Below are 22,035 nucleotides of genomic sequence, written 5' to 3'. Positions count from 1 at the left end.
ATCGGCGGCCCTAGCGACGACGCCTGGACCGCTTGTTTCCGCCCCGCTGCCCGGCACGTCCGGCGGTCGAGCGACCCGAGGACCCCACCGCCGCCTCGACCGCCTGTTCGACCGCCGATTGCCGCGCCAGCGGATCGTCCGAGACGGCCAGATCGACGGCTTCCAGCCGCTTGACCTCGTCGCGCAACCGCGCGGCTTCCTCGAATTCCAGGTTCTCGGCGGCCTTGCGCATCTGCGTGCGCAGCGCGTCCAGATGCGCCTGGAGATTGGCGCCGACCATCGGCTTGTCGATGCGGGTGGTGATCCGCGACTGGTCGGTGTCGCCCTGCCACAGCCCGGCCAGCACATCCTCGACATTCTTGCGCACGGTCTGGGGCGTGATGCCGTGTTCCAGATTATAGGCGATCTGCTTTTCGCGCCGCCGGTCGGTTTCGGCCATGGCGCGTTCCATGCTGCCGGTGATGCGGTCGGCATACATGATGACCCGGCCATCTGCGTTCCGCGCGGCCCGGCCGATGGTCTGGATCAGCGAGGTTTCGGAGCGCAGGAAACCTTCCTTGTCGGCGTCCAGAATGGCCACCAGCCCACATTCGGGAATATCCAGCCCCTCGCGCAGCAGGTTGATGCCCACCAGCACGTCGAAGGCGCCAAGGCGCAGGTCGCGCAGGATCTCGATCCGTTCGATCGTGTCGATGTCGCTGTGCATGTAGCGGACCTTGATGCCCTGTTCATGCAGATATTCGGTCAGATCCTCGGCCATGCGCTTGGTCAGCGTCGTGACCAGCGTGCGGTATCCGTTGGCGGTGACGCGGCGCACCTCGTCCAGCAGGTCGTCCACCTGCATCTCGACCGGGCGGATCTCGATCTGCGGGTCCACAAGGCCGGTGGGGCGGATGATCTGTTCGGTGAAGACACCGCCGGTCTGGTCCAGTTCCCAGGTCGAGGGGGTGGCGCTGACGAACACCGATTGCGGGCGCATCGCGTCCCATTCCTCGAATTTCAGCGGCCGGTTGTCCATGCAGGACGGCAGGCGGAACCCGTGTTCGGCCAGCGTGAACTTGCGCCGGAAGTCGCCGCGATACATGCCGCCGATCTGCGGCACGCTGACATGGGATTCGTCGGCGAAGACGATTGCGTTGTCAGGAATGAACTCGAACAGCGTGGGCGGCGGTTCGCCCGGCGCGCGGCCGGTCAGATAGCGGGAATAGTTCTCGATCCCGTTGCAGACGCCGGTCGCCTCCAGCATCTCCAGGTCGAAATTGGTGCGCTGTTCCAGCCGCTGCGCCTCCAGCAGCTTGCCCTCGTCCTGCAGGACCTTCAGCCGCTCGGCCAGCTCCTTTTTGATGCCCTTGACCGCCTGCTGCATCGTCGGGCGCGGGGTCACATAGTGGCTGTTGGCATAGATGCGGATCTGCTTGAACGTGTCGCTTTTCGCGCCCGTCAGCGGATCGAATTCGGTGATCTTCTCAAGCTCGTTGCCGAAGAAATCGAACCGCCACGCCCGATCCTCAAGGTGGGCGGGCCACACCTCGACCACGTCGCCGCGCACGCGAAAGCCGCCGCGCTGGAAGGCCGCGTCCAGCCGCTTGTATTGCTGCGCGACCAGTTGTCCCAGAAATTCCCGCTGGTCATAGCTTTCGCCGACGACCATGTCCTGCGTCATCGCCGAATACGTCTCGACCGAACCGATGCCGTAGATGCAGGATACCGAGGCGACGATGATCACGTCATCGCGTTCCAGCAGCGCGCGCGTGGCGCTGTGGCGCATCCGGTCGATGGCCTCGTTGATCTGCGATTCCTTCTCGATATAGGTATCGCTGCGCGGCACATAGGCCTCGGGCTGGTAATAGTCGTAATAGCTGACGAAATACTCGACGGCGTTTTCCGGAAAGAAGCCCTTGAACTCGCCGTAAAGCTGGGCCGCCAGCGTCTTGTTCGGCGCCAGGATGATTGCGGGGCGCTGCGTCTCCTCGATCACCTTGGCCATGGTATAGGTCTTGCCGGTCCCGGTCGCGCCCAGCAGAACCTGATCGCGTTCGCCCTGATTCACGCCCTGCGACAGTTCCGCGATCGCCGTGGGCTGATCGCCCGCGGGATTGAATTCGCTGTGCATGACGAACCGCTTGCCACCCTCAAGCTTGGGGCGGGTGACTTCGGGAAAGCGTGCAAGCGGGGCGTTGGTGTTGTTGTGACCCATGAGGTGTCCATGCTGGCGAAGGTGACCCCAAGGTGTGGGCTGCGGCCCGAAAGTCAACCGGCCGCAGCGAAGGATCGCGTGGCCGGCAAAGCGCAATTGGGCCTGCCCCGCCGTGTCAGCCGGTCGCGCGTTTCAGCCGGTCGGGTTGCAGTTCCGGCCAGCCGTCGCCGCCGTCCAACTCGTCCGCCAGAATCTCGGCGGTGACCGGCCCCAGGGTAAAGCCCTGATGGCCGTGGCCGAAATGCGCCCACAGGTTTTCCTGATCCGGCACGCGACCCACCACCGGCAGCATGTCGGGCATGCAGGGGCGACGGCCCGTCCACGGCTCGGCCTCGACCGGCGCGCCGATGTCGAACAGCTCGCGGGCCGCGGCCTCGCCATGGCTCAGCTGCGGGGGCGTCAGGCGCGGATTGCGGGTCAGTTCGGCCGCCGTGGCGATGCGCAGGCCGCGCCGCATCGGCGACAGCACGACCGAGTTGCCGAAATCCGCGATCGGGTGATGCGGCGGCGCGTCCATGTGGTAATGGCGGTGATAGCCGCGCTTGTAGACCATCGGCACGTTCAGTCCAAACCGGCCCAGCATCATCGGCGACCACGGCCCCAGGGCGACGACGGCGTGTTCGGCCTCGGCCTCGTCGGCCACCCATGCGGCGCCCTTGCGATGCAGATCGCCCGCATCGCCGTTCAGGACCCGCCCGCCCCGGCGTTCGAACAGCGCCGCATAGCGCGCCACCAGCCCGCCGGGGTCCGAACAGTTCCAGCTGTCGGTCCAGTGGGTTGCGCCCTCGACCTCGATCTTGATCGCGGGTTCCAGCGCGCGCAGTTCCTTGCCGTCCAGCAGCCGCGCCTCGACCCCGAATTCGGTCCGAAAGCGTTCGGCGGCCTTGCGCGCCTTTTCCATCTTCTTGGGCGTACGGTGAATCTCGACATAGCCGTCGCGGCGGATGATGTTGTCGGCCCCCGACGCCTCGACCAGGGGTCCGTGACGCTCGGTCGATTGGCGGATCAGCCTGCCCCAGGTCTGCGACGCGCGCCGGTGCGCCGAGGGAAGCGAGTTCTTCGCATAGGCCCAGACCGCCCCCGCCTGCGACAACAATCCCGGAATGTTCCACTTGACGTCATAGCCGCGCCCCAGGGCGATCTGCATCAGCGCGCCGGGCGCCAGCGGCATGGCATAGGGTTCGACCGCCTCGGTCTGGATCAGCCCGGCATTGCCATAGCTGGTCTCGCGTCCCGGCGAATTGCGGTCGATGATGGTGACGTCATGGCCACGTTCCTGCAACGCCAGCGCCGTGCTGACCCCGACCATTCCCGCACCAAGGACCAGAATCTCGGACATGCGCGCCCCCTTCCCCCTGTCGATCCGTGTTAACGCGAGGGATGCAGATTCCGTCGCGATCCGGCAAGAGATTTCGGGCATTCTTCGGTCATTGGCCGAATCTTTGCAAGATTCAGGCGAAAAGTTCGCGGCAGAAGCTTAAACCTTCGACAAGCGCGTCCACCTCGGCGGTGGTGTTGTACATCGCAAACGAGGCGCGCGCGCTGGCGCTGATTCCATAGAACTCCATCAACGGCATGGCGCAATGGCTGCCCGCCCGGATCGCGATGCCCTGCTTGTCGAGGATGGTCGAGATGTCGTGGGCGTGGGCGCCCTGCATGGTCATGGAAAAGATCGCGCCCTTGCCCGGCGCGTCGCCCTGCACGTTCAGCCAGTTCAGTTCGCGCAGCCGGGTGCGGGCATGGTCGCGCAGCGTCCGTTCATGGGCCGCGATGTCGGCCATGCCGAGCTGCATCAGATATTCCAGCGCCGCGCCCAGCCCGATCTGGTTGACGATGCCGGGCGTCCCGGCCTCGAAGCGCAGCGGCGGGTCGGCATAGTCGATGGCGTCGCGCGCCACCGTGCGGATCATGTCGCCCCCGCCCATGAAGGGCCGCATCTCGGCCTGCCGTTCCGCCCTGATCCAGATCGCGCCCGACCCGGACGGGCCGTAAAGCTTGTGCCCGGTGATGCAGTAGAAATCGACGCCCAACGCGGCCAGATCGACCGGCATGTGCACCGCGCCCTGGCTGCCATCGACCAGAACCGGAACATCGGTTCCGCGCGCGATCGCGCCCACATCGACGATGGTGCCGGTCACGTTCGACATATGCGTGACTGCGATCAGCCTGGTGCGCGGGCCGACCGCGTCCAGCATCTTCTGCGCGGGCAGGCTGCCATCGGGTTCGGGTTCCACCCATTTCAGAACGACGCCCTGACGTTCGCGCAGGAAATGCCACGGCACGATATTGGCGTGATGTTCCAGAACCGACAGCACGATCTCATCGCCCGGCTGCATCTGCGGCGCGGCCCAGCCATAGCTGACGAGGTTGATCCCCTCGGTCCCGCCCGAGGTGAAGATGATCTCGTCCTCGCGCGGGGCGTTCAGGAACCGGGCGATGATCGCGCGGACGCGTTCGTAATTGTCGGTTGCCAGATTGGACAGGTAATGCAGCCCCCGATGGACATTGGCGTATTCGCCCTCATAGGCGCGGGTGATCGCCTCGATCACCTGACGCGGCTTTTGCGCGCTGGCGCCGTTGTCCAGATAGACCAGCGGACGGTCGTTCACCTGTCGCGACAGGATCGGGAAATCGGCGCGGATGGCGGGAACGTCAAGACTCATTGCGGCACCTCGGGAAGAAGGCCGAAGGCGGCGGCCAGGAAGGACAGAACAAAGCCCACGGCAAGCGCGGTGGCGAACAGGCCCAGCATCACCTTGGGCCCGCTGCGGAAATCGTGCAGCGCCTTGGTGAACTGGACCGTCAGCCACAGGAACACGGCGATGGCCAGGATGCCAAGGAGGCCGGCCAGCCCCGGCAGGATCAGCGACAGCAGAAGCTGGACCAGTTGGACCAGCAGCAGCACCACCTCGATCCAGACGGTCAGCAGCAGCGCATCCTCGAACCGGCCCTCGCCGCCGAACATGCGGCCGACCCCCGCCATCAGCCCGGCGGCCAGCACGATGGCCGCCATCTGGATGCCGGCCATCGCCAGAGGCTGGGTCGTCAGGACCAGAACGCCGCCCGCCTCGCCTTCGGGCAGCGGGAACATCTGCGCCGAGGTCCAGGCCAGCAGGGCCGACACCGACACCGCCAGCAGCAACGCCATCCAGCGCGCCGACAGCGGCAGGTTCAGCGCCATCAGGGTGCGGGCCGCGCCTTCGGGGTGGCGGAATGTCAGGCCGACCAGCGACTTGAGATCGTCGAATGTCATGCTTTCCTCGTCAGCGCGGACAGCCCCGCCCCCCAGATCGCCAGAAAGCCGATCCCGACCAGGGCCTGGGTCGCCACCTGCGCCGGGCCGGGTCCGACCAGACCGGCCACCATGCCCCATAACAGCATTGCCGGCGCCACCGCCAGCAGCGCCCAGAACAGCGCCAGGCGCGAATCCTCGGCCGTCAGGCGCCGGGACGCCAGCCGCATCAGCGGCGGAACCAGAGCCGCCACGCCATAGGCGATCAGCGGCATCACGAACATCACGGCCAGCAGGGCGCCGGCCATGCGCGCGTCGAACGGGATCGAGGGATCGACCTGCGCCTCGCGCGCCCGCAGCGGCGCCTGCGCGACCAGAAAGATCAGCAGCGCCGCCATCAGCACCACCAGCTTGACCCGTTCGGGCATGTCGGAAAGGCCCCGCACGACATCGCGCGGAGCCCACCAGCTTTGCAGAATACGCGGCACGATGCCGCCGCGCATCACTGTTGGGCGCGACGGGTCAGCCACGCTTCCAACCGATCGTTGATCTGCCCGCGCAGTTCCTCATCCTCGATCTCGGCCAGCGCGTCGGCCAGGAACGACAGGACCAGAAACACCACCGCGCGGTCATAGGGCACGCCGCGCGTGCGCAGATAGAACAGCGCCTCTTCGTCGATCGCGCCGGTGGTCGAGCCGTGCGAGCATTTGACATCGTCGGCATAAATCTCAAGCTCGGGCTTGGCCAGGAACTGGCTGCGTTCATCCAGCAGCAGCGCCTGGCTGATCTGATACCCGTCGGTCTTCTGCGCGCCCGGCTTGACCAGGATCTTGCCCTGAAAGACGCCCTCGGCCCCGTTCTTCAGCACCTTCTTGAACACCTGCCGGCTTTCGCCACGCTCGGCCGCGTGGGTCATGAACACGGTGTCGTCGTGGTGGAACGGACCGACATTGCCGTCGCCCAGCACGGCGGCGGCGATATGGGCGACTGCATCGTCGCCCACGATGTCGATCACGGATTCATAGCGCATCAGCGTGCCGTTCACCGACAGGTTGAACGCCTTCAGCTCGGCCTCGGCATCGACGCGCGCGAACAGATGCGACAGTCCCAGCTTCTGGTGGCCCGCGCGCTTGGCGGTGATGTGATGCAGCCTTGCGCCCTTGGCCAGATCCGCCTCGATCACCGCGTTCGAGCGGGCACCGACCATCCCCGTTTCCAGCAGCGTCAGTTCTGTATCCGGCTCCAGCCGGATCAGGTGATGCCAGGCGACATCGGCATCCTCGGCCACGCGGCGGTGGATGATATGCACGGGCTTTGCGGGCTTGCCGGTGACGCGGATCAGGATGCCGTCCGTAGCGGACGCCGTATTCAGCGCCGCAAAGGGACGCTTGACCGGCTTCTGCCCTGCGGCTTCCAGCACGCCGTAAAGATCGGCGGCCCAGTGATCGCCCGACCTGTCGGCCTGCGCCAGCGTCTGGATCTCGATTCCCTCCAGCGCAAGTTCGTCCGAAGCCGCGGCATCGAAGGCGCCATCGACGAAGACCAGCTTCAGCCGGTCCAGATCGGAAAACAGCGGCGAATCCGGCGCGTTCCGTTCGATCGGGATGGGCTGCGGGTCGGGCGCGTTGAAGGGCCGCGGGTCGGTATAGCGCCAGTATTCGTCGCGCGGACCGGGCAGGCCCATCTCGCGCAGCCGCGCCAGCGCGTCGGCGCGCGCGGCGGCGCTGAACCCGCCCTTGGGCAAGGTCAGCGCGTCAAGCCGCGCCTGCAACGCATCGGCGGCCTTTACGGCGCCGCTGACCTGCGGGGTGACATCCTTGGTCTTGACAGCAGCTTCCGACATCAGCCGGCCTCCGACAACAGATCGCCGTAACCTTCATCCTCGACCTGCAGGGCCAGTTCCGGCCCGCCGGATTTCACGATGCGGCCATTCGACAGGATATGGACCACGTCGGGCTGGATATGGTTCAGCAGGCGCTGATAATGGGTGATGACCAGAAAGCTGCGATCGGGTGCGCGCAGGGCGTTCACGCCATCGGCCACCAGGCGCATCGCATCCACGTCCAGACCGGAATCGGTCTCGTCCATGATGCACATGCGCGGCTCCAGCATCGCCATCTGCAGGATTTCGTTGCGCTTCTTCTCGCCGCCCGAAAATCCCACATTGACCGGGCGTTTCAGCATGTCGGCGTCGATCTGCAATTCCTTGGCCTTCTGGCGCACGGCCTTGAGAAACTCGCCCGAGGACATCTCGTCCTCGCCGCGCGCCTTGCGCTGCGCGTTCACGGCAGTGCGCAGAAAGGTCATGTTGCCGACGCCGGGAATCTCGATCGGGTATTGGAACGCCAGAAACAGACCGGCGGCCGCACGCTGTTCGGGGTCCATCTGCAACAGATCCTGGCCTTGCAGCGTCGCCCCGCCCTCGGTCACGATATAGCCGTCGCGACCCGACAGCACATAGGACAGGGTCGATTTGCCCGACCCGTTCGGCCCCATGATCGCATGGACCTGACCGGCGGGAATATCAAGCGTCAGACCGTTCAGGATACGCTTGTCCTCTTCCTCAAGTTTGACGTGCAGGTTGTTGATCTTAAGCATCCGCGATTCCCTTCGCACTTTCTTTGCCGCCGCGTGTCCGACCCCTGGGGCCGGACCGGGCGCATGATCCCGTTTCACGCAGTTTCCCTGCGCCGTGTCAGGCCAGGACGACCGCGTCCACGACCTTGCGCACAAAGGGCGCCAGCCCGTCGGGGCCCGAATCGCGATCCTTCAGGTGGATCGTCAGGTCGGGCCGGCGCGACGCGATGACGCCGATCAGCTCGCCCCGGATGTCGTCATCCAGCCCGGCACCCATCACCACGCAGGCGATGCGCGGTTCGGCGTCCAGTTGGCGGATCACCTCGGCGCGGTCATGTGCGCCAAGCCATTCCACCTGCATGTCGCTGAGTTCCTGCGCGATGCCGCCGATCACGTGGGGCAGCTTGCCCACCAGCAGCACGACGGCCTTCTGGCCTGCCATTGCGTTCGTCATCCGACCGATCCCTCCAGGCTGATCGCCACCAGGGCCTGCGCCTCCATGGCGAATTCCATGGGCAGCGCCTGCAAAACCTCGCGGCAGAAACCGTTCACGACCAGCGCGACGGCCTCTTCCTCGTCCATCCCGCGCGAGCGGCAGTAGAACAGCTGATCGTCATCGACCTTGCTGGTCGTCGCCTCGTGTTCCACGCGGCTACTGGTGTTCTTGACCTCGATATAGGGCACGGTATGGGCGCCGCACTTGTCGCCGATCAGCAGGCTGTCGCACTGGGTATAGTTGCGGCTGTTCGTCGCACGCGGGTGCATGCTGACCAGACCGCGATAGGTGTTCTGCGCCTGACCGGCCGAAATGCCCTTGGACACGATCCGCGAGCGGGTGTTCTTGCCCAGATGCACCATCTTGGTGCCGGTATCGGCCTGCTGCCAATTGTTGGTGATGGCGATGGAATAGAACTCGCCCTGCGATTCGTCCCCGCGCAGGATGCAGGACGGGTATTTCCAGGTGATCGCGCTGCCGGTCTCGACCTGCGTCCACATCACCTTGGCCCGCGCCTCGCGGCAGTCGGCGCGCTTGGTCACGAAGTTGTAGATCCCGCCCTTGCCGTCCTCATCGCCCGGGAACCAGTTCTGCACGGTCGAATACTTGACCTCGGCATCTTCCAGCACGACGATTTCCACCACCGCCGCATGAAGCTGGTTGGTGTCGCGCTGCGGCGCGGTGCAGCCTTCCAGATAGCTGACATAGCTGCCCTTGTCGGCGATGATCAGCGTCCGTTCGAACTGCCCGGTATTTTCGGCGTTGATGCGGAAATAGGTGGACAGCTCCATCGGGCAGGTCACGCCCGGCGGGACATAGACGAAGCTGCCATCCGAGAACACCGCGCTGTTCAGCGTGGCGAAAAAGTTGTCGGATTGCGGCACGACGCTGCCCAGGTATTTCTTGACCAGTTCGGGATGCTTGCGGATCGCCTCGCTGATGGAACAGAAGATGACGCCGGCCTTGGCCAGTTCGTCCTGAAAGGTGGTGCCAAGCGAAACGCTGTCGAACACCGCGTCCACGGCGACCTTGCGGGCGTTGGCGGGGGCCGCCTCGGCGCCCTCGACACCGGCCAGGATCATCTGTTCCTGCAACGGGATGCCCAGCTTCTCATAGGTCGCCAGCAGCTTGGGATCGACCTCGTCCAGCGATTTCGGCTTGACCGCCATGCTTTTCGGCCGCGCGTAGTAATACTGATCCTGATAGTCGATGACCGGATAGTTCAGCATCGCCCAGGTCGGCTCGGACATGTTGACCCAACGGCGATAGGCTTCCAGCCGCCATTCGGTCATCCATTCCGGCTCTTCGTTCTTTTCCGAGATGAGGCGGACGATATCCTCGTTCAGCCCTTTGGGGGCATAGTCCATCTCGATCTCGGTTTCCCAGCCATATTTATAGCTGCCCATGTTCTGCACGGTCTCGACGGTTTCCCGGTCGACACCTTCACGCACGTCAAGATCGGTGGTCTCGGTCATCTCGTGTCCTTCCTGCAGCCAAGCGTCCCGCCTGGCCATTCCTGTCGCGCCAGCGTGAATACGCGCTTTCCCATGCATCCGCAAACCGGTTCACCTCGTCCCGGCCCACGGCCGGACTGATCGAGATGCGGATCGCGGACTGCGCCTCGCCGTCGCTGAACCCCATCGCCTGCAGCGCCCCGCTGGCCCGGATCTTGCCCGATGAGCAGGCCGAACCCGCCGACACCGCAAAACCCGCAAGATCCATCTGCATGACCTGCGTCTCGCCCTTCCACCCTGATGTAAGAATGCAAGTGGTGTTCGGCAAGCGTCGGGCGTTCTTTCCGGCGATCCGCGCGGTCGGGGCGATGTCCAGCAGCCGCGCCTCCAGCGCGTCGCGACGCGCGGCGACCTCGTCCCACAGCCCCGCCTCCAGCTCTTTCTGTGCGGCGCTGGCGGCTGCGGCAAAGCCTGCGATGCCGACCAGATTCTCGGTGCCCGCGCGCCGCCCCTGTTCCTGACCGCCGCCCCGGATCAGCGCCGGCATGTCGGTGCCCTTCTTCAGGATCAGCGCGCCGACGCCCTTGGGACCGCCCAGCTTGTGCGCGCTGACAAAGCCCGCGGTGACGCCCAGCCAGTTGAAGGCGAACGGGATCTTGCCGAAAGCCTGGGTGAGATCGCTGCTGTCCAGACCCTGCGGCAGGTCCTGGATCACGCCGGTTTCGTTGTTGGCCAGTTGCAGGCTGGCCCGCGCCGGGTCGTCCACCGTCACGATGCCCTCGCCATCCACCGGCAGCACCGGATCGCACCAGACCTTGACCGCACTGTGTTCGACCGCCGCGCAACGGATGCCGCGTCCCGCCAGCACCATCGTCGCCGCCTCGGTCGTGCCCGAGGTGAAGACGATATCCGCCCCCTCGGCCCCAAGCGCGGCGGCAAGCTGTTCGCGCGACCGTTCCAGCAGCATCCGCGCCGCCCGCCCCTCGGTATGGACCGAGGACGGGTTTCCGGCCAGATCCATCGCCTCGATCATCGCCGCCCGCGCCTCGGGGCGGACGGGGGTGGTGGCGTTCCAGTCCAGATAATGCCGGGTCATGCCAGCGCCCTCGCGATTTCGCGGGCCAGCCGGCGCGCGACCTCGTCCTTGCCCATGCGCGGCCATTCCTGCACGCCGTCCTGGCGGATCAGGGTCACGGCGTTTTCGGTGCCGCCCATGATTCCGGTCGCGGGGCTGACATCGTTGGCCACGATCCAGTCGCAGCCCTTGCGCGCGCGTTTGGCGGTGGCGTTCTCGATCACATCGTCGGTCTCGGCCGCGAACCCGACGACCAGCGCCGGGCGACGGTCCGTCAGCCCGCTGACCCATGCCAGAATGTCGGGATTCTCGGTCATGTCCAGCACCGGGGGCTTGCCCGACCCGTCCTTCTTGATCTTGCGCGCGCCTGCATTGGTGACGCGCCAATCGGCGACCGCCGCGGCCATCACCGCCGCATCCGCCGGCAGGGCCTGCTGCACCGCGTCGCGCATCTGGCGTGCGGTTTCGACGGCGATCACCTCGACGCCCTCGGGCGGCGGCACCGTGGCCGGGCCGGTCACAAAGCTGACCCGCGCACCCAGATCGCGCAGCGCCGCGGCAATCGCCGTCCCCTGCGCGCCCGACGATCTGTTCGCAAGATAGCGCACCGGGTCGATCGGCTCATGCGTGGGGCCCGAGGTCACAAGGACGTGCCGTCCCTCCAGCGGGCCGCGCGACACCTGCGATTCGCGCGTCAGCTTCAGCGGCTCGTCGCGCAGGGCGCCGCGGATGGCGGCCATGATTGCCTCGGGCTCGGCCATCCGGCCCGGCCCGAATTCGCCGCAGGCCATGTCGCCCTGATCCGGCCCGACCGTCAGGATGCCGTCGCCCTGAAGCAATTCCAGATTGCGCTGCGTCGCCGGGTGCTGCCACATGCGCACGTTCATCGCCGGCGCGATCAGCACCTGCTTGTCAGTTGCCAGCAGCAGCGTCGTGGCCAGATCGCCGGCCAGCCCCTGCGCCATCCGGGCCATCAGATCGGCGGTCGCGGGCGCCACGACCACCAGATCGGCATTGCGCGACAGCTGGATATGCCCGATCTCGGCCTCGGTCGAGATGTCGAACAGACCTTCATGCGCGGCCTCGCCGCCCAGCACCGACAGCGTCATCGCCGTGGTGAACTGCGCGCCGGCGGCGGTCAGCACCGGCGTCACGGCCGCCCCCTCGGCGCGCAGCAGCCGGATCAGCGCCGGCGCCTTGAAGGCGGCAATGCCGCCGCCGACGATCAAAAGGATGCGCTTGCCGTCCATGTCGCCCCCGAAAACCCTGCATGACAGATAGACGCGCACACCGCCTGTCGCAAGGAATTGCGCCGTTAACCAAACCTTAAGCCCTTGCACGCTAACCCATCGGCAGGGATGGCGAAGGGGGACAAATGGTCGCGATCGCATATTCGGTCGCTTTCGAGGGGGTCGAGGCGCGGCTGGTCGAGGTGCAGTGCTCCGTCTCGGTCGGCCTGCCCACCTTCGGCATCGTCGGCCTGCCCGACAAGGCGGTCAGCGAGGCGCGCGAACGCGTGCGCGCGGCCTTTGGCGCGCTGTCGGTGGCGATGCCGAACAAGCGGCTGACCGTCAACCTCTCGCCCGCCGACCTGCCGAAAGAGGGGTCGCATTTCGACCTGCCCATCGCGCTTGCCGTGCTTGCGGCGCTGGACATCGTTCCGGCCGACGAACTCGCCCGCTGCGTCTGCCTGGGCGAACTGGCGCTGGACGGGCGGCTGGTCGCGGTGACGGGCGCCCTGCCCGCCGCCATGGCCGCGTCCGAGGACGATCGGGCGCTGATCTGCCCGCAGCAATGCGGCCCCGAGGCGGCCTGGGTCGAGGCGGTGCCGGTGATCGCGCCCGCCACCCTGCGCGAGGTGGTCGATCACCTGACCGACCGCCAGCCGCTGGCGCGCGCCCGCCCCGGAACCATCGGCGCGGCCCCGCCCGCCGGCTGCCTGTCCGACGTGAAGGGGCAGGAGCGTGCCAAGCGCGCGCTGGAAATCGCCGCCGCCGGGCGCCATCATCTGCTGATGGTCGGGCCGCCCGGCGCGGGAAAATCCATGCTGGCCGCGCGGCTTGCCGGCCTGATGCCGCCGCTGACCCCGGTCGAGGCGCTGGAAACCTCGATGATCCATTCGCTGGCCGGCACGCTTGAGGATGGCGGCATCTCGCGCCGCGCGCCGTTCCGCGAACCTCACCACACCGCCTCGATGGCGGCCATCGTCGGCGGCGGCCGCGGCGCCAAGCCGGGCGAGATCAGCCTGGCCCATAACGGCGTGCTGTTCATGGACGAATTTCCCGAATTCTCGCGTCAGGTGCTGGAAACGCTGCGCCAGCCCATCGAGACGGGCGAGGTCGTGGTGGCCCGCGCCAACGCCCATATCCGCTATCCCTGCCGCTTCCTGCTGGTCGCCGCCGCCAATCCCTGCCGCTGCGGCCATCTGGCCGATGCCGCCCAGGCCTGTCCGCGCGCGCCGATCTGCGGCTCGGACTATATGGGCAAGATCTCGGGGCCGCTGATGGACCGGTTCGATCTGCGGTTCGAGGTGCCGGCGGTCAGCTTTCACGATCTGGAACTGCCGGGGACCGGCGAAACGTCAGACCTGATCGGCCAGCGCGTCGCCGAGGCGCGCCAGATCCAGACCCGGCGCTTCCGCGATCTGCCCCGCATCCGCGCCAATGCCGACGCATCCGGCGCGGTTCTGGACCGGATCGCGGCGCCCGACAGTCAGGGGCGGGCGCTGATCGTGAAGGCAGCCGAGCGGCTGGGGCTGACCGCGCGCGGCTATCACCGGATCCTGCGCACCGCCCGCACGATCGCCGATCTGGACGGATCCGAGGATGTGCGCGCACCGCATCTGGCCGAGGCGATCAGCTATCGCCTGCCCTTCGTCGCCGGCGGCTGAGGCCCGACCTGCCCCCGGCCGGGCCGGCCGCTGGCGCGTCTCAGCGCGCGGCCAGCCTGCGTTCGATGGCATCCCAGATCAGCGCGGCGGCGTTGACGCCGTCGAAACGCTCAAGCTCCTGAATGCCGGTGGGCGAGGTGACGTTGATTTCCGTCAACCAGCCGTCGATCACGTCGATCCCGGTGAAGATCAGCCCCTTGTCGCGCAGGACCGGACCGATCCGGCGGCAGATTTCGTGTTCACGCTCGGTCAGTCCGATCTTCTCGGCGCGACCGCCCACATGCATGTTCGACCGCGCCTCTCCCTCCAGCGGAACGCGGTTGATCGCGCCGACCGGGTCGCCATCGACCAGGATGATGCGCTTGTCGCCGCGCGTCACCCCGGCCAGATATTTCTGCGCGATCATCGGCTCGCGGTTGATGTCGGCGAAGGTTTCCAGAAGCGCCGACAGATTCGGATCGTCCGGCCGCAGATGAAACACGCCCGCCCCGCCATTGCCATAAAGCGGCTTCACGATGATCTCGCCGTGGCGTTCGCGGAACCGCCGGAACGCCGACAGATCGCGCGCGATCATCGTGGGCGGCGTCAGATCGGGAAAATCCAGCACCATCAGCTTTTCGGGAAAGTTCCGCACCCAGAACGGATCGTTGACGACCAGCGTGGCAGGGTGAACGCGATCCAGAAGATGGGTCGAGGTGACATAGGCCATGTCGAACGGCGGATCCTGGCGCAGCCAGACCACGTCGAATTCGGTCAACTCGACCTCGGCCCAGTCGCCGAACCGGACATGATCGCCCTCGACCGCCTGCACGCTGACCGGGCGGCCCCGCGCGATCACCTTTCCTTCGTCATAGCGAAGCCGATCGACGGTATACTGGAACAGGCGATGTCCGCGCGCCTCGGCCTCAAGCGCGATGCGGAAGCTGCTGTCGGCTTTTATTGCGACATCCTCGATCGGGTCCATCTGCAGGGCGACGTAAAGGCTCATGGGGCACTCCTGAAGGCTTGCCCGGTTGTTACCCGTCGCCGGCAGCGATGCAAGTGCCGCGCCTAGGCTTCGGCAAAGGCATTGTCGATCATCTCGATCCGCCCCGCCGCGTCCACCAGTGCCACGTCAAGGCGCATCTCGGTCAGCAGGCCCTGCGGCAGGGTGCCGCAATATTCGGATGCGGCGGCGCAGATTCGATCCATCTGCGGTCGCCGCAGACGCAGACCCGCCTCGGCATGGGTGGCGGCCTGCTTGACCTCGACGAACACGACGCAGGCGCCGTCGCGAAGGATCAGGTCGATCTCGCCTGCCCGGCCGCGCCAGCGCCGGGCGATCACGCGCATGCCCCGCGCCTCCAGATGACGGGCGACGCCGTCTTCGGCCATCGCGCCGGCAAGACAGGCACGCCGACCGCGATTTGCGCGGATCGTCGCACTTCCCGCCACCGCGTTCACCGGATCGGCGCGCCAATTTCCTCTGTCGATGTGAAACGTCATGGTCCCTCGCCCGGGGTCGCAGACCGGCATCCGGCCGACCGCGCCCCTCAATCGTCCTGTTTCGTCAGCGACAGCGCGATCTGATACACATCGCGCCGCTTTTGGCCCAGTTCCCCGGACACCTCGCGCACGGCGTCCTTCACCGACATCGCGCCCATCCGGGCGCGCAAGGCGTGTTCCACGTCCCTCGGCTCGACCCGGGCCGCCGAAGGGCGGTCCAGCAGCAGAACCACCTCGCCCTTCAGCGACGAGATGCGCGGATCGCGCGCCAGTTCCTGTGCCGTGCCCCGAATCACCTCCTCGAATTTCTTGGTCAGTTCGCGTGCCACCACGGTAACGCGATTCGGATCAATCTCGCACAACTCCTTCAATGTCTGGTTAACGCGCCTGGGGCTTTCGAACAGGATCAGCGTGGCATCCGTCTGCGCCCAGTGCCGCAGCCATGTCGCGCGGGCGGAGGCTGTCGCGGGCGGAAAGCCTGCGAACAGGAAACGGTCGGTGGGAAGGCCCGACAGGCTCAGCGCCGCCAGCGCGGCCGAAGGGCCGGGCACGACATGCACCCGCGCCCCCGCCTGCGCCGCCTCGCGCGCCAGACGGTAACCGGGATCGGCGATCAGCGGCGTGCCGGCGTCCGACGCATAGGCCACGCTGGCCCCCTCGGCCAGCGCTTCCATCAGCTTCGGGCCGGTGCGCGGGGCGTTGTGGTCGTGATAGGACACGACCCGACGCCCGCGCAGCGGAATGCCGTGAATGTCCATCAGATGGCGCATCACCCGCGTATCCTCGGCCGCCAGCAGATCGGCCGCATTCAGCACGTCCAGCGCCCGCAGCGTGATGTCGCGCGCCGTCCCGATGGGGGTTGCAACCAGATACAGGCCCGGTTCCAGCCGGTCGGCGGCGACATGGGCCTGCAGGCGCTGCGGCGGTGCGGTCGTTTTTTCGCTCATCGGGCGTTCTCCTGCCGTGGGCGGCGGTGCCGCCGATTGCCAATCCGCCATGATGCTCATAGGCTGCGGCCAGTTTGCCGCCATCCGATCATCCTGCAGGGAAGTTTCACATGTTTGCATCTGCCACAACCCGGCCCTTCGCAAGGCTGCGTCGCACGATCTGCCGCACCGGCGCGGTGGTCACGGCCCTGTTTCTTGCAGCCTGCGACACGGTCGGGATGGGCGAGCAGGCCACCGGGCCCAGCATCGGCCGGCTGATCGACCCCGGCCAGCCGGTGCAGGTCGCGCTTCTGGCGCCGGGGGGCAGCGGTTCGGCCAACCTGGAATGGCTGGCCCGCAGCCTGAAGAACGCCGCCCGCATGGCGGCCTCGGACGCGCAGGGTGCGAATATCGACCTGCGCATCTATGACAGCGGCGGCAGCACCGAACAGGCCGTGGCGCAGGCCAATGCGGCCGCCGATGCCGGCGCGCAGATCATCATCGGGCCGCTGTTCGCCGAGGCCGCCAACGCCGTCGGCCACGCCATGCGCCCGCGCGAGATCAACGTGCTGTCATTCTCGAACAACGCCGAGATCGCCGGCGGCAACGTCTTCATCCTTGGCAACAGCTTTGCCAATGTCGCCGACCGGCTGGTCGGCTTCGGCGTCAGGAACCGCAAGCGCAACATCTATGTCGTGGCCGAAAACGACGTGGCCGGCCAGATCGGCGGCCGCGCGATCGAGACCGCCATCGCCCGCAACGGCGCGCGTCTGGTCGGGCGCAGCAACCACCCCGTCTCGGTCAGCGGCGTCGATGCGGTCACGCCGCAGATCGTCGCGGCGGCGCAGTCGGGCCGGGTGGACGCCGTGTTCATGACCGCCAACAACCAGGCCGTCCTGCCCTATCTGACCGAAAAACTGGCCGCGGCCGGGGTCACCTCGCAGGTGACGCAGTTCATGGGGCTGACGCGGTGGGATCAGCCCGCGTCGCGGCTGTCGCTGCCGCAGTTGCAGAACGGCTGGTTCGCGATTCCCGACCAGAGCCTGCAACGCCAGTTCGAATCCCGCTATCGGTCGGCCTATGGCGAGCAGCCGCACGAACTAGCCAGCCTGGCCTATGACGGCGTCGCGGCGATTGCCTCGCTGGTGCGCGCGGGCAAGCGCAACGCGCTGACCACATCGGGGCTGACGCAGCGGTCGGGCTTCTCGGGCGTCGGCGGCGTCTTCCGGCTGCGGCCCGACGGCACCATCCAGCGCGGGCTGGCCGTCGCCACGATCCGCGGCAATCAGGTCGTGATCCTTGATCCTGCGCCGCGTGGGTTTGGCGGCGTCGGGTTCTGATCTTGGCCGCAAGCCCGCCGGAGCCGACCGTGCAAAGCGCCCCGGCCCTGCCCGGGGCGCATGAATTGTTCGACCCCTACAGCATTCTGGCGACGCTGGACCGGCGGCTGGAGGGGCTTGACGATCCGCGCGACATCCGCGCGGCGACGGTCGCGTTCCTGTCCACCGCCCGGCAGGACGCGATGGCCGATGTCGAGGCCGGGTTTGCCAGCCATCCCCGCGCCGCGCGCGAGACGGTGCGCGCCATCGCCGCGCTGACCGACGGCATCGTGACGGCGGTGCACCATGTGGCCACGGTCAAGCTGCATCCCCAGCACAGCGCCGCAGACGGCGAAAAGCTGGCGGTGCTGGCGGTCGGCGGCTACGGCCGGGCCGAGATGGCGCCCGCATCCGATGTGGACCTGCTGTTCCTGACCCCGTGGAAGATCACGCCCTGGGCCGAAAGCGTGGTCGAATCCATGCTGTACATGATGTGGGACCTGAAGCTGAAGATCGGCCATTCCATCCGCACGGTGGACGACTGTCTGCGTCTGGGCGAGGGCGACATGACCATCCGCACCTCGCTGGTCGAACATCGACTGGTCACCGGCCACGCGCCGCTGGCGCAAGAGTTGCGCGACCGGCTGTGGTCCGAACTGTTCGACCGCACCGTTCCCGAATTCATCGAGGCCAAGCTGGAGGAACGCAGCGCCCGGCATCAGCGCCAGGGCGGCCAGCGTTACGTGCTGGAACCCAACGTCAAGGAAGGCAAGGGCGGGCTGCGCGATCTTCAGACGCTGTACTGGATCGCGAAATACATCCACCGCGTGGAACGCGCGGTCGAGCTGGTCGATCTGGGCGTGTTCAGCCGCGAGGAACATCTGGCCTTCTGGCAAGCCGAGGATTTCCTGTGGGCGGTGCGCTGCCATCTGCACCTGATCGCGGGAAGGCTGGTCGATGCGCTGACCTTCGACATGCAGGTCGAGGTTGCGCGGCGCATGGGCTATGCCGACAGCGACGCCCGGCGCGGGGTCGAATATTTCATGCAGGACTATTTCCGCCACGCGACCCGCGTGGGCGAACTGACCCGCGTGTTCCTGACCGAACTGGAATCGCGCCATGTCCGCAGCGCGCCGTTTTTCGGCCGCTTCTTTCGCCGGCGCCGCAAGCTGAGGGACGGATTCGTCGATCAGCACGGCAGGCTGGGGATCAGGGACGAGGCCGTTTTCCTGCAAGACCCGCTGAACATCCTGCGCCTGTTCGCCGAGGCGCTGCGCACGGGCATCCTGATCCACCCCGACGCGATGCGGCTGGTCGCCGCCAATCTGGACCTGATCGACGACCGGATGCGCCACGACCCCGAGGCGATCCGCATCTTCATGGGCCTGCTGCTGAAACACGGAAATCCTGAACGCAGCCTGCGCCGCATGAATGAGTTGGGCGTGCTGGCCGCCTTCATCCCCGAATTCCAGCCGGTCGTCGCGATGATGCAGTTCAACGTCTATCACCACTATACCGTGGACGAACATTCGATCCAGTGCGTCGCCGCCTTGGCCGAGATCGAGCGCGGCGAACATTCCGACGATCTGCCGCTGTCGCACGGCATCATGGGGTCGGGGATCAATCGGCGGGTGCTGTATCTGGCGACGCTGCTGCACGATATCGGCAAGGGCCGCCCCGAGGATCATTCGATCCTGGGCGCCCGCATCGCCCGCCGCATCGCCACCCGCTTCGGCTTCAGCCAGGACGATGTCGAGACGGTCGAATGGCTGGTCCGCAACCATCTGCTGATGTCCGACGTGGCGCAGAAGCGCGACATCTCGGACCCGCGCACGCTGCGCGATTTTGCCAAGGCAGTGAAAACCCGCAAGCGGCTGGATCTGCTGCTGGTGCTGACGGTCTGCGACATTCGCGGCGTCGGCCCCGGCGTCTGGAACAACTGGAAGGCGGCGCTGCTGCGCAAGCTGCACCAGGAAACCGCCGCCGCGCTGGAAAACGGGCTTGAGGAGCTGAACCGCGACAAGCGCCAGAACGAGGCCAAGCGCGCGCTGCGCCATCTGCTGATCGCCAAGGGATGGGACGCGAAGGAAATCCGGGCCGAGCTGGGCCGTCACTATGACAGCTACTGGCCCAGCCTGCCCACCGAGACGCAGGCGGTGTTTGCCACGCTGCTGCACCAGATCGCGGCCGACGACATCCGCATCGACCTGCGCGCCGACACGGATCGCGACGCGACGCGCGCGGCCTTCGTGCTGGCCGATCATCCGGGCATCTTTTCGCGGCTGTGCGGGGCGCTGACGCTGATGGGCGCGAATGTGGTCGATGCGCGGACCTATACCACCCGCGACGGCTATGCGACGGCGGTGTTCTGGATCCAGGACGCCGAGGGCCGCCCGTTCAGCGAGGATCGGCTGCCGCGGCTGCGCCAGACCATCCTGCGCACGCTGAACGGCGAAATCGTCGCGCGCGAGGCGTTCGCCAGCCGCGACAAGCCGAAAAAGCGCAACCGAGAATTCCGCTTTCCCACCCATATCACCTTCGATAACGAAGGCAGCGACATCTATACCATCATCGAGGTGGACACGCGCGACCGGCCCGGCCTGCTTTACGACCTGACCCGCACGATGGCCGCCAACCATATCCAGATCGTCAGCGCCGTCATCGCCACGTTCGGCGCGCAGGTCGTCGACAGCTTTTACGTCAAGGACATGTTCGGGCTGAAGCTGCACAGCGATGCAAGGCGCGAGGCGCTTGAGAAAAAGCTGCGCGCGGCGATCGCCGACGGGGCAAAACGGGCAGAGGCATAGATCCATGAAATCGGGACTGGTGCGCGGATTCCTGTCGGTGGGAATCTGGACGTTCATCTCGCGCGTGTCGGGCTTTGTGCGCGACATCCTGATGGCGGCGTGGCTGGGCACGGGCCCCGTGGCCGAGGCGTTCCTGATCGCGCTGTCGCTGCCCAACATGTTCCGCCGCTTTTTCGCCGAAGGCGCGTTCAATACCGCGTTCGTGCCGATCTTTTCCAAGAAGCTGGAAGACCGGCGCGATGCGGAAAATTTTGCGGCTCAGGCGTTTTCGGGACTGTTCATGGCGGTGCTGATCCTGTCGGCGGTCGCGATGATCTTCATGCCGGGGCTGGTCTGGCTGATGGCCGCAGGGTTTCAGGGGGATGAGCGGTTCGCGCTGGCGGTCGAATACGGCCGCATCACCTTTCCCTATATCCTGCTGATCTCGCTGGCCTCGATGATCTCGGGGGTGCTGAACGCCAATGGCCGCTTCACCGCCGCCGCCGCCGCCCCGGTCCTGCTGAACCTGCTGTTCATCGTCGCGATGGGGATGGGGCGCTGGCGCGGTTGGGATCTGGGGCTGACGCTGGCCTGGGCCACGCCCCTTACCGGCATCTCGCAGCTGGCGCTGGTCTGGTGGGACGCGCATCGGACCGGCTGGACGTTCTGGCCGCGCCGCCCGCGCCTGACCCCCGACATGCGCCGGCTGCTGGCCGTCGCGCTGCCCGCGGCCTTTGCCGGCGGCGTGGTGCAGCTGAACCTGCTGATCGGGCGGCAGGTCGGATCGCGGTTCGAGGGGGCGATTGCCTGGCTGTCCTATTCCGACCGTCTTTATCAGCTTCCGCTTGGTGTCGTGGGCGCCGCCGTGGCCGTCGTTCTGCTGCCCGAACTTGCCCGCCGGCTGCGGGCCGAGGATCACGCCGGCGGCCAGTCGGCCTATTCCCGCGCGACCGAGTTCGGGCTGTTCCTGACCCTGCCCGCCGCCTTCGCCATCGCCGTGATCGCCCAGCCTATGGTCGCGACCCTGTTCGAACGCGGCCAGTTCACCGCCCACGACACCGCCCAGACGGCGGCGGCCCTTGTCGTCTATGCGTTCGGCCTGCCCGCATTCGTTCTTCAGAAGATCCTGCAACCGTTGTATTTCGCGCGCGAGGACACGAAATCGCCGTTCCGCTTTGCCGCCATGTCGATGGTGGTGAACGCAGCGGTGGCGTTCGGTGTGATGGGCGCGATCGGCTTTCTGGCGGCCGCCATCGGCACCACCGTCGCCGCCTGGGTCATGGTCGCGCAGCTGTGGTGGGGCACGCGCGCCATGGGTCAGGCCGCGCGCGCCGATGCAAGGCTGCGCCGGGCCGGGCCGCGCATCGTGCTGAACGCGGCGCTGATGGCCGTCGCGCTGTGGTTCATCCGGCGCTGGCTGGCCACCACCGGGCTTGGCGACGTTCCGGCCCTTGCCATCCTGGTTTTCGGCGGGGCCGCGATCTATTTCACGCTCAGCTTCGCCACCGGCGCCTATCGGCTGTCGGAATTGCGCGCAGCCGTGAAACGCTGAAGGGCGCGGCACCCGCGCAGCAGCGGGGCGTCCGCCGAAAGGGCGG

Annotated in this window: 18 protein-coding genes; 4 read left to right on the top strand and 14 right to left on the bottom strand. The window is 66.8% G+C overall.

Annotated features, from left to right (window positions below; translation table 11 throughout):
- Positions 1-10: 10 nt before the first annotated feature.
- The 11 genes from uvrB to coaBC form a co-directional block, all read right to left on the bottom strand.
- Positions 11-2,197 carry an excinuclease ABC subunit UvrB gene (gene uvrB, locus JHW45_RS05160; RefSeq protein ID WP_272859870.1) on the bottom strand — a complete coding sequence of 729 codons (2,187 nt, stop codon included), beginning with the start codon at positions 2,195-2,197 and terminating at the stop codon, positions 11-13.
- A gap of 115 nt (positions 2,198-2,312) precedes the next feature.
- Entirely contained in the window at positions 2,313-3,536 is a 1,224-nt protein-coding gene (locus tag JHW45_RS05155; protein ID WP_272859869.1) for an NAD(P)/FAD-dependent oxidoreductase, read from the bottom strand.
- A 112-nt stretch (positions 3,537-3,648) separates the two neighbouring features.
- Complete coding sequence (locus JHW45_RS05150; protein ID WP_272859868.1) at positions 3,649-4,860, bottom strand: cysteine desulfurase; 1,212 nt, start codon at positions 4,858-4,860, stop codon at positions 3,649-3,651.
- Positions 4,857-5,450, bottom strand: a complete 594-nt coding sequence (locus tag JHW45_RS05145) for a YIP1 family protein (protein WP_272859867.1) — start codon at positions 5,448-5,450, stop codon at positions 4,857-4,859. Before JHW45_RS05145 ends, JHW45_RS05150 begins: the two co-directional genes overlap by 4 nt.
- Positions 5,447-5,917, bottom strand: a complete 471-nt coding sequence (locus JHW45_RS05140; RefSeq protein ID WP_272859866.1) for a hypothetical protein — start codon at positions 5,915-5,917, stop codon at positions 5,447-5,449. Before JHW45_RS05140 ends, JHW45_RS05145 begins: the two co-directional genes overlap by 4 nt.
- A gap of 14 nt (positions 5,918-5,931) precedes the next feature.
- A complete protein-coding gene (locus JHW45_RS05135; protein WP_272859865.1) occupies positions 5,932-7,272 on the bottom strand; it encodes a SufB/SufD family protein in 1,341 nt (446 codons plus the stop codon).
- Positions 7,272-8,027, bottom strand: coding sequence for a Fe-S cluster assembly ATPase SufC (gene sufC, locus JHW45_RS05130; RefSeq protein WP_272859864.1), 756 nt, complete (start codon positions 8,025-8,027; stop codon positions 7,272-7,274). Before sufC ends, JHW45_RS05135 begins: the two co-directional genes overlap by 1 nt.
- A 97-nt stretch (positions 8,028-8,124) precedes the next feature.
- Positions 8,125-8,460 (bottom strand): response regulator, encoded by a 336-nt coding sequence (locus tag JHW45_RS05125; protein ID WP_272859863.1) that lies wholly within the window; start codon positions 8,458-8,460, stop codon positions 8,125-8,127.
- A complete protein-coding gene (gene sufB, locus JHW45_RS05120) occupies positions 8,457-9,977 on the bottom strand; it encodes a Fe-S cluster assembly protein SufB (protein ID WP_272859862.1) in 1,521 nt (506 codons plus the stop codon). Before sufB ends, JHW45_RS05125 begins: the two co-directional genes overlap by 4 nt.
- A complete protein-coding gene (locus tag JHW45_RS05115) occupies positions 9,955-11,052 on the bottom strand; it encodes a cysteine desulfurase family protein (protein ID WP_272859861.1) in 1,098 nt (365 codons plus the stop codon). The genes sufB and JHW45_RS05115 overlap by 23 nt, the downstream gene beginning before the upstream one ends.
- A complete protein-coding gene (coaBC, locus tag JHW45_RS05110; RefSeq protein WP_272859860.1) occupies positions 11,049-12,281 on the bottom strand; it encodes a bifunctional phosphopantothenoylcysteine decarboxylase/phosphopantothenate--cysteine ligase CoaBC in 1,233 nt (410 codons plus the stop codon). Before coaBC ends, JHW45_RS05115 begins: the two co-directional genes overlap by 4 nt.
- A 125-nt stretch (positions 12,282-12,406) precedes the next feature.
- Here coaBC and JHW45_RS05105 point away from each other — a divergent pair, with 125 nt between their 5' ends.
- Positions 12,407-13,921 (top strand): YifB family Mg chelatase-like AAA ATPase, encoded by a 1,515-nt coding sequence (locus JHW45_RS05105; RefSeq protein WP_272859859.1) that lies wholly within the window; start codon positions 12,407-12,409, stop codon positions 13,919-13,921.
- 40 nt (positions 13,922-13,961) lie between these two features.
- Here the strand turns inward: JHW45_RS05105 and gshB are convergent, their stop codons facing one another.
- From gshB to rsmI, 3 genes are all read right to left on the bottom strand, one after another.
- A complete protein-coding gene (gene gshB, locus JHW45_RS05100) occupies positions 13,962-14,909 on the bottom strand; it encodes a glutathione synthase (RefSeq protein WP_272859858.1) in 948 nt (315 codons plus the stop codon).
- Between the two features lie 62 nt (positions 14,910-14,971).
- Positions 14,972-15,295, bottom strand: a complete 324-nt coding sequence (locus tag JHW45_RS05095; RefSeq protein WP_272860547.1) for a YraN family protein — start codon at positions 15,293-15,295, stop codon at positions 14,972-14,974.
- 158 nt (positions 15,296-15,453) lie between these two features.
- Positions 15,454-16,353, bottom strand: a complete 900-nt coding sequence (gene rsmI, locus JHW45_RS05090; RefSeq protein WP_272859857.1) for a 16S rRNA (cytidine(1402)-2'-O)-methyltransferase — start codon at positions 16,351-16,353, stop codon at positions 15,454-15,456.
- 110 nt (positions 16,354-16,463) lie between these two features.
- Between rsmI and JHW45_RS05085 the strand changes: the two genes are divergently transcribed.
- From JHW45_RS05085 to murJ, 3 genes are read left to right on the top strand one after another with little or no spacing between them, the layout of a single operon-like run.
- Positions 16,464-17,672: a penicillin-binding protein activator gene (locus JHW45_RS05085; protein WP_272859856.1), complete on the top strand. Its 1,209-nt coding sequence runs from the start codon at positions 16,464-16,466 to the stop codon at positions 17,670-17,672.
- Positions 17,673-17,701: 29 nt separating this feature from the next.
- Entirely contained in the window at positions 17,702-20,458 is a 2,757-nt protein-coding gene (locus JHW45_RS05080; RefSeq protein WP_419181834.1) for a [protein-PII] uridylyltransferase, read from the top strand.
- A gap of 4 nt (positions 20,459-20,462) precedes the next feature.
- Positions 20,463-21,989: a murein biosynthesis integral membrane protein MurJ gene (gene murJ / locus JHW45_RS05075; protein WP_272859855.1), complete on the top strand. Its 1,527-nt coding sequence runs from the start codon at positions 20,463-20,465 to the stop codon at positions 21,987-21,989.
- The last annotated feature ends 46 nt before the right edge of the window (positions 21,990-22,035 follow it).

Source organism: Paracoccus stylophorae, assembly GCF_028553765.1.
GTDB lineage: Bacteria > Pseudomonadota > Alphaproteobacteria > Rhodobacterales > Rhodobacteraceae > Paracoccus > Paracoccus stylophorae.
Note: the sequence above shows the minus strand (reverse complement) of the source record. Positions and strands in the feature narration are given on the sequence as shown.

What these genes read in the sequence shown, in the direction of transcription:
- JHW45_RS05135 (WP_272859865.1), bottom strand. Translation starts at nt 7,272, where the DNA reads ATGTCGGAAGCTGCTGTCAAGACCAAGGATGTCACCCCGCAGGTCAGC.
- JHW45_RS05105 (WP_272859859.1), top strand. Translation starts at nt 12,407, where the DNA reads ATGGTCGCGATCGCATATTCGGTCGCTTTCGAGGGGGTCGAGGCGCGG.
- gshB (WP_272859858.1), bottom strand. Translation starts at nt 14,909, where the DNA reads ATGAGCCTTTACGTCGCCCTGCAGATGGACCCGATCGAGGATGTCGCA.
- JHW45_RS05115 (WP_272859861.1), bottom strand. Translation starts at nt 11,052, where the DNA reads ATGACCCGGCATTATCTGGACTGGAACGCCACCACCCCCGTCCGCCCC.
- uvrB (WP_272859870.1), bottom strand. Translation starts at nt 2,197, where the DNA reads ATGGGTCACAACAACACCAACGCCCCGCTTGCACGCTTTCCCGAAGTC.
- JHW45_RS05155 (WP_272859869.1), bottom strand. Translation starts at nt 3,536, where the DNA reads ATGTCCGAGATTCTGGTCCTTGGTGCGGGAATGGTCGGGGTCAGCACG.
- murJ (WP_272859855.1), top strand. Translation starts at nt 20,463, where the DNA reads ATGAAATCGGGACTGGTGCGCGGATTCCTGTCGGTGGGAATCTGGACG.
- JHW45_RS05085 (WP_272859856.1), top strand. Translation starts at nt 16,464, where the DNA reads ATGTTTGCATCTGCCACAACCCGGCCCTTCGCAAGGCTGCGTCGCACG.
- sufB (WP_272859862.1), bottom strand. Translation starts at nt 9,977, where the DNA reads ATGACCGAGACCACCGATCTTGACGTGCGTGAAGGTGTCGACCGGGAA.
- JHW45_RS05125 (WP_272859863.1), bottom strand. Translation starts at nt 8,460, where the DNA reads ATGACGAACGCAATGGCAGGCCAGAAGGCCGTCGTGCTGCTGGTGGGC.
- JHW45_RS05145 (WP_272859867.1), bottom strand. Translation starts at nt 5,450, where the DNA reads ATGACATTCGACGATCTCAAGTCGCTGGTCGGCCTGACATTCCGCCAC.
- rsmI (WP_272859857.1), bottom strand. Translation starts at nt 16,353, where the DNA reads ATGAGCGAAAAAACGACCGCACCGCCGCAGCGCCTGCAGGCCCATGTC.
- JHW45_RS05095 (WP_272860547.1), bottom strand. Translation starts at nt 15,295, where the DNA reads ATGGCCGAAGACGGCGTCGCCCGTCATCTGGAGGCGCGGGGCATGCGC.
- JHW45_RS05150 (WP_272859868.1), bottom strand. Translation starts at nt 4,860, where the DNA reads ATGAGTCTTGACGTTCCCGCCATCCGCGCCGATTTCCCGATCCTGTCG.
- coaBC (WP_272859860.1), bottom strand. Translation starts at nt 12,281, where the DNA reads ATGGACGGCAAGCGCATCCTTTTGATCGTCGGCGGCGGCATTGCCGCC.
- sufC (WP_272859864.1), bottom strand. Translation starts at nt 8,027, where the DNA reads ATGCTTAAGATCAACAACCTGCACGTCAAACTTGAGGAAGAGGACAAG.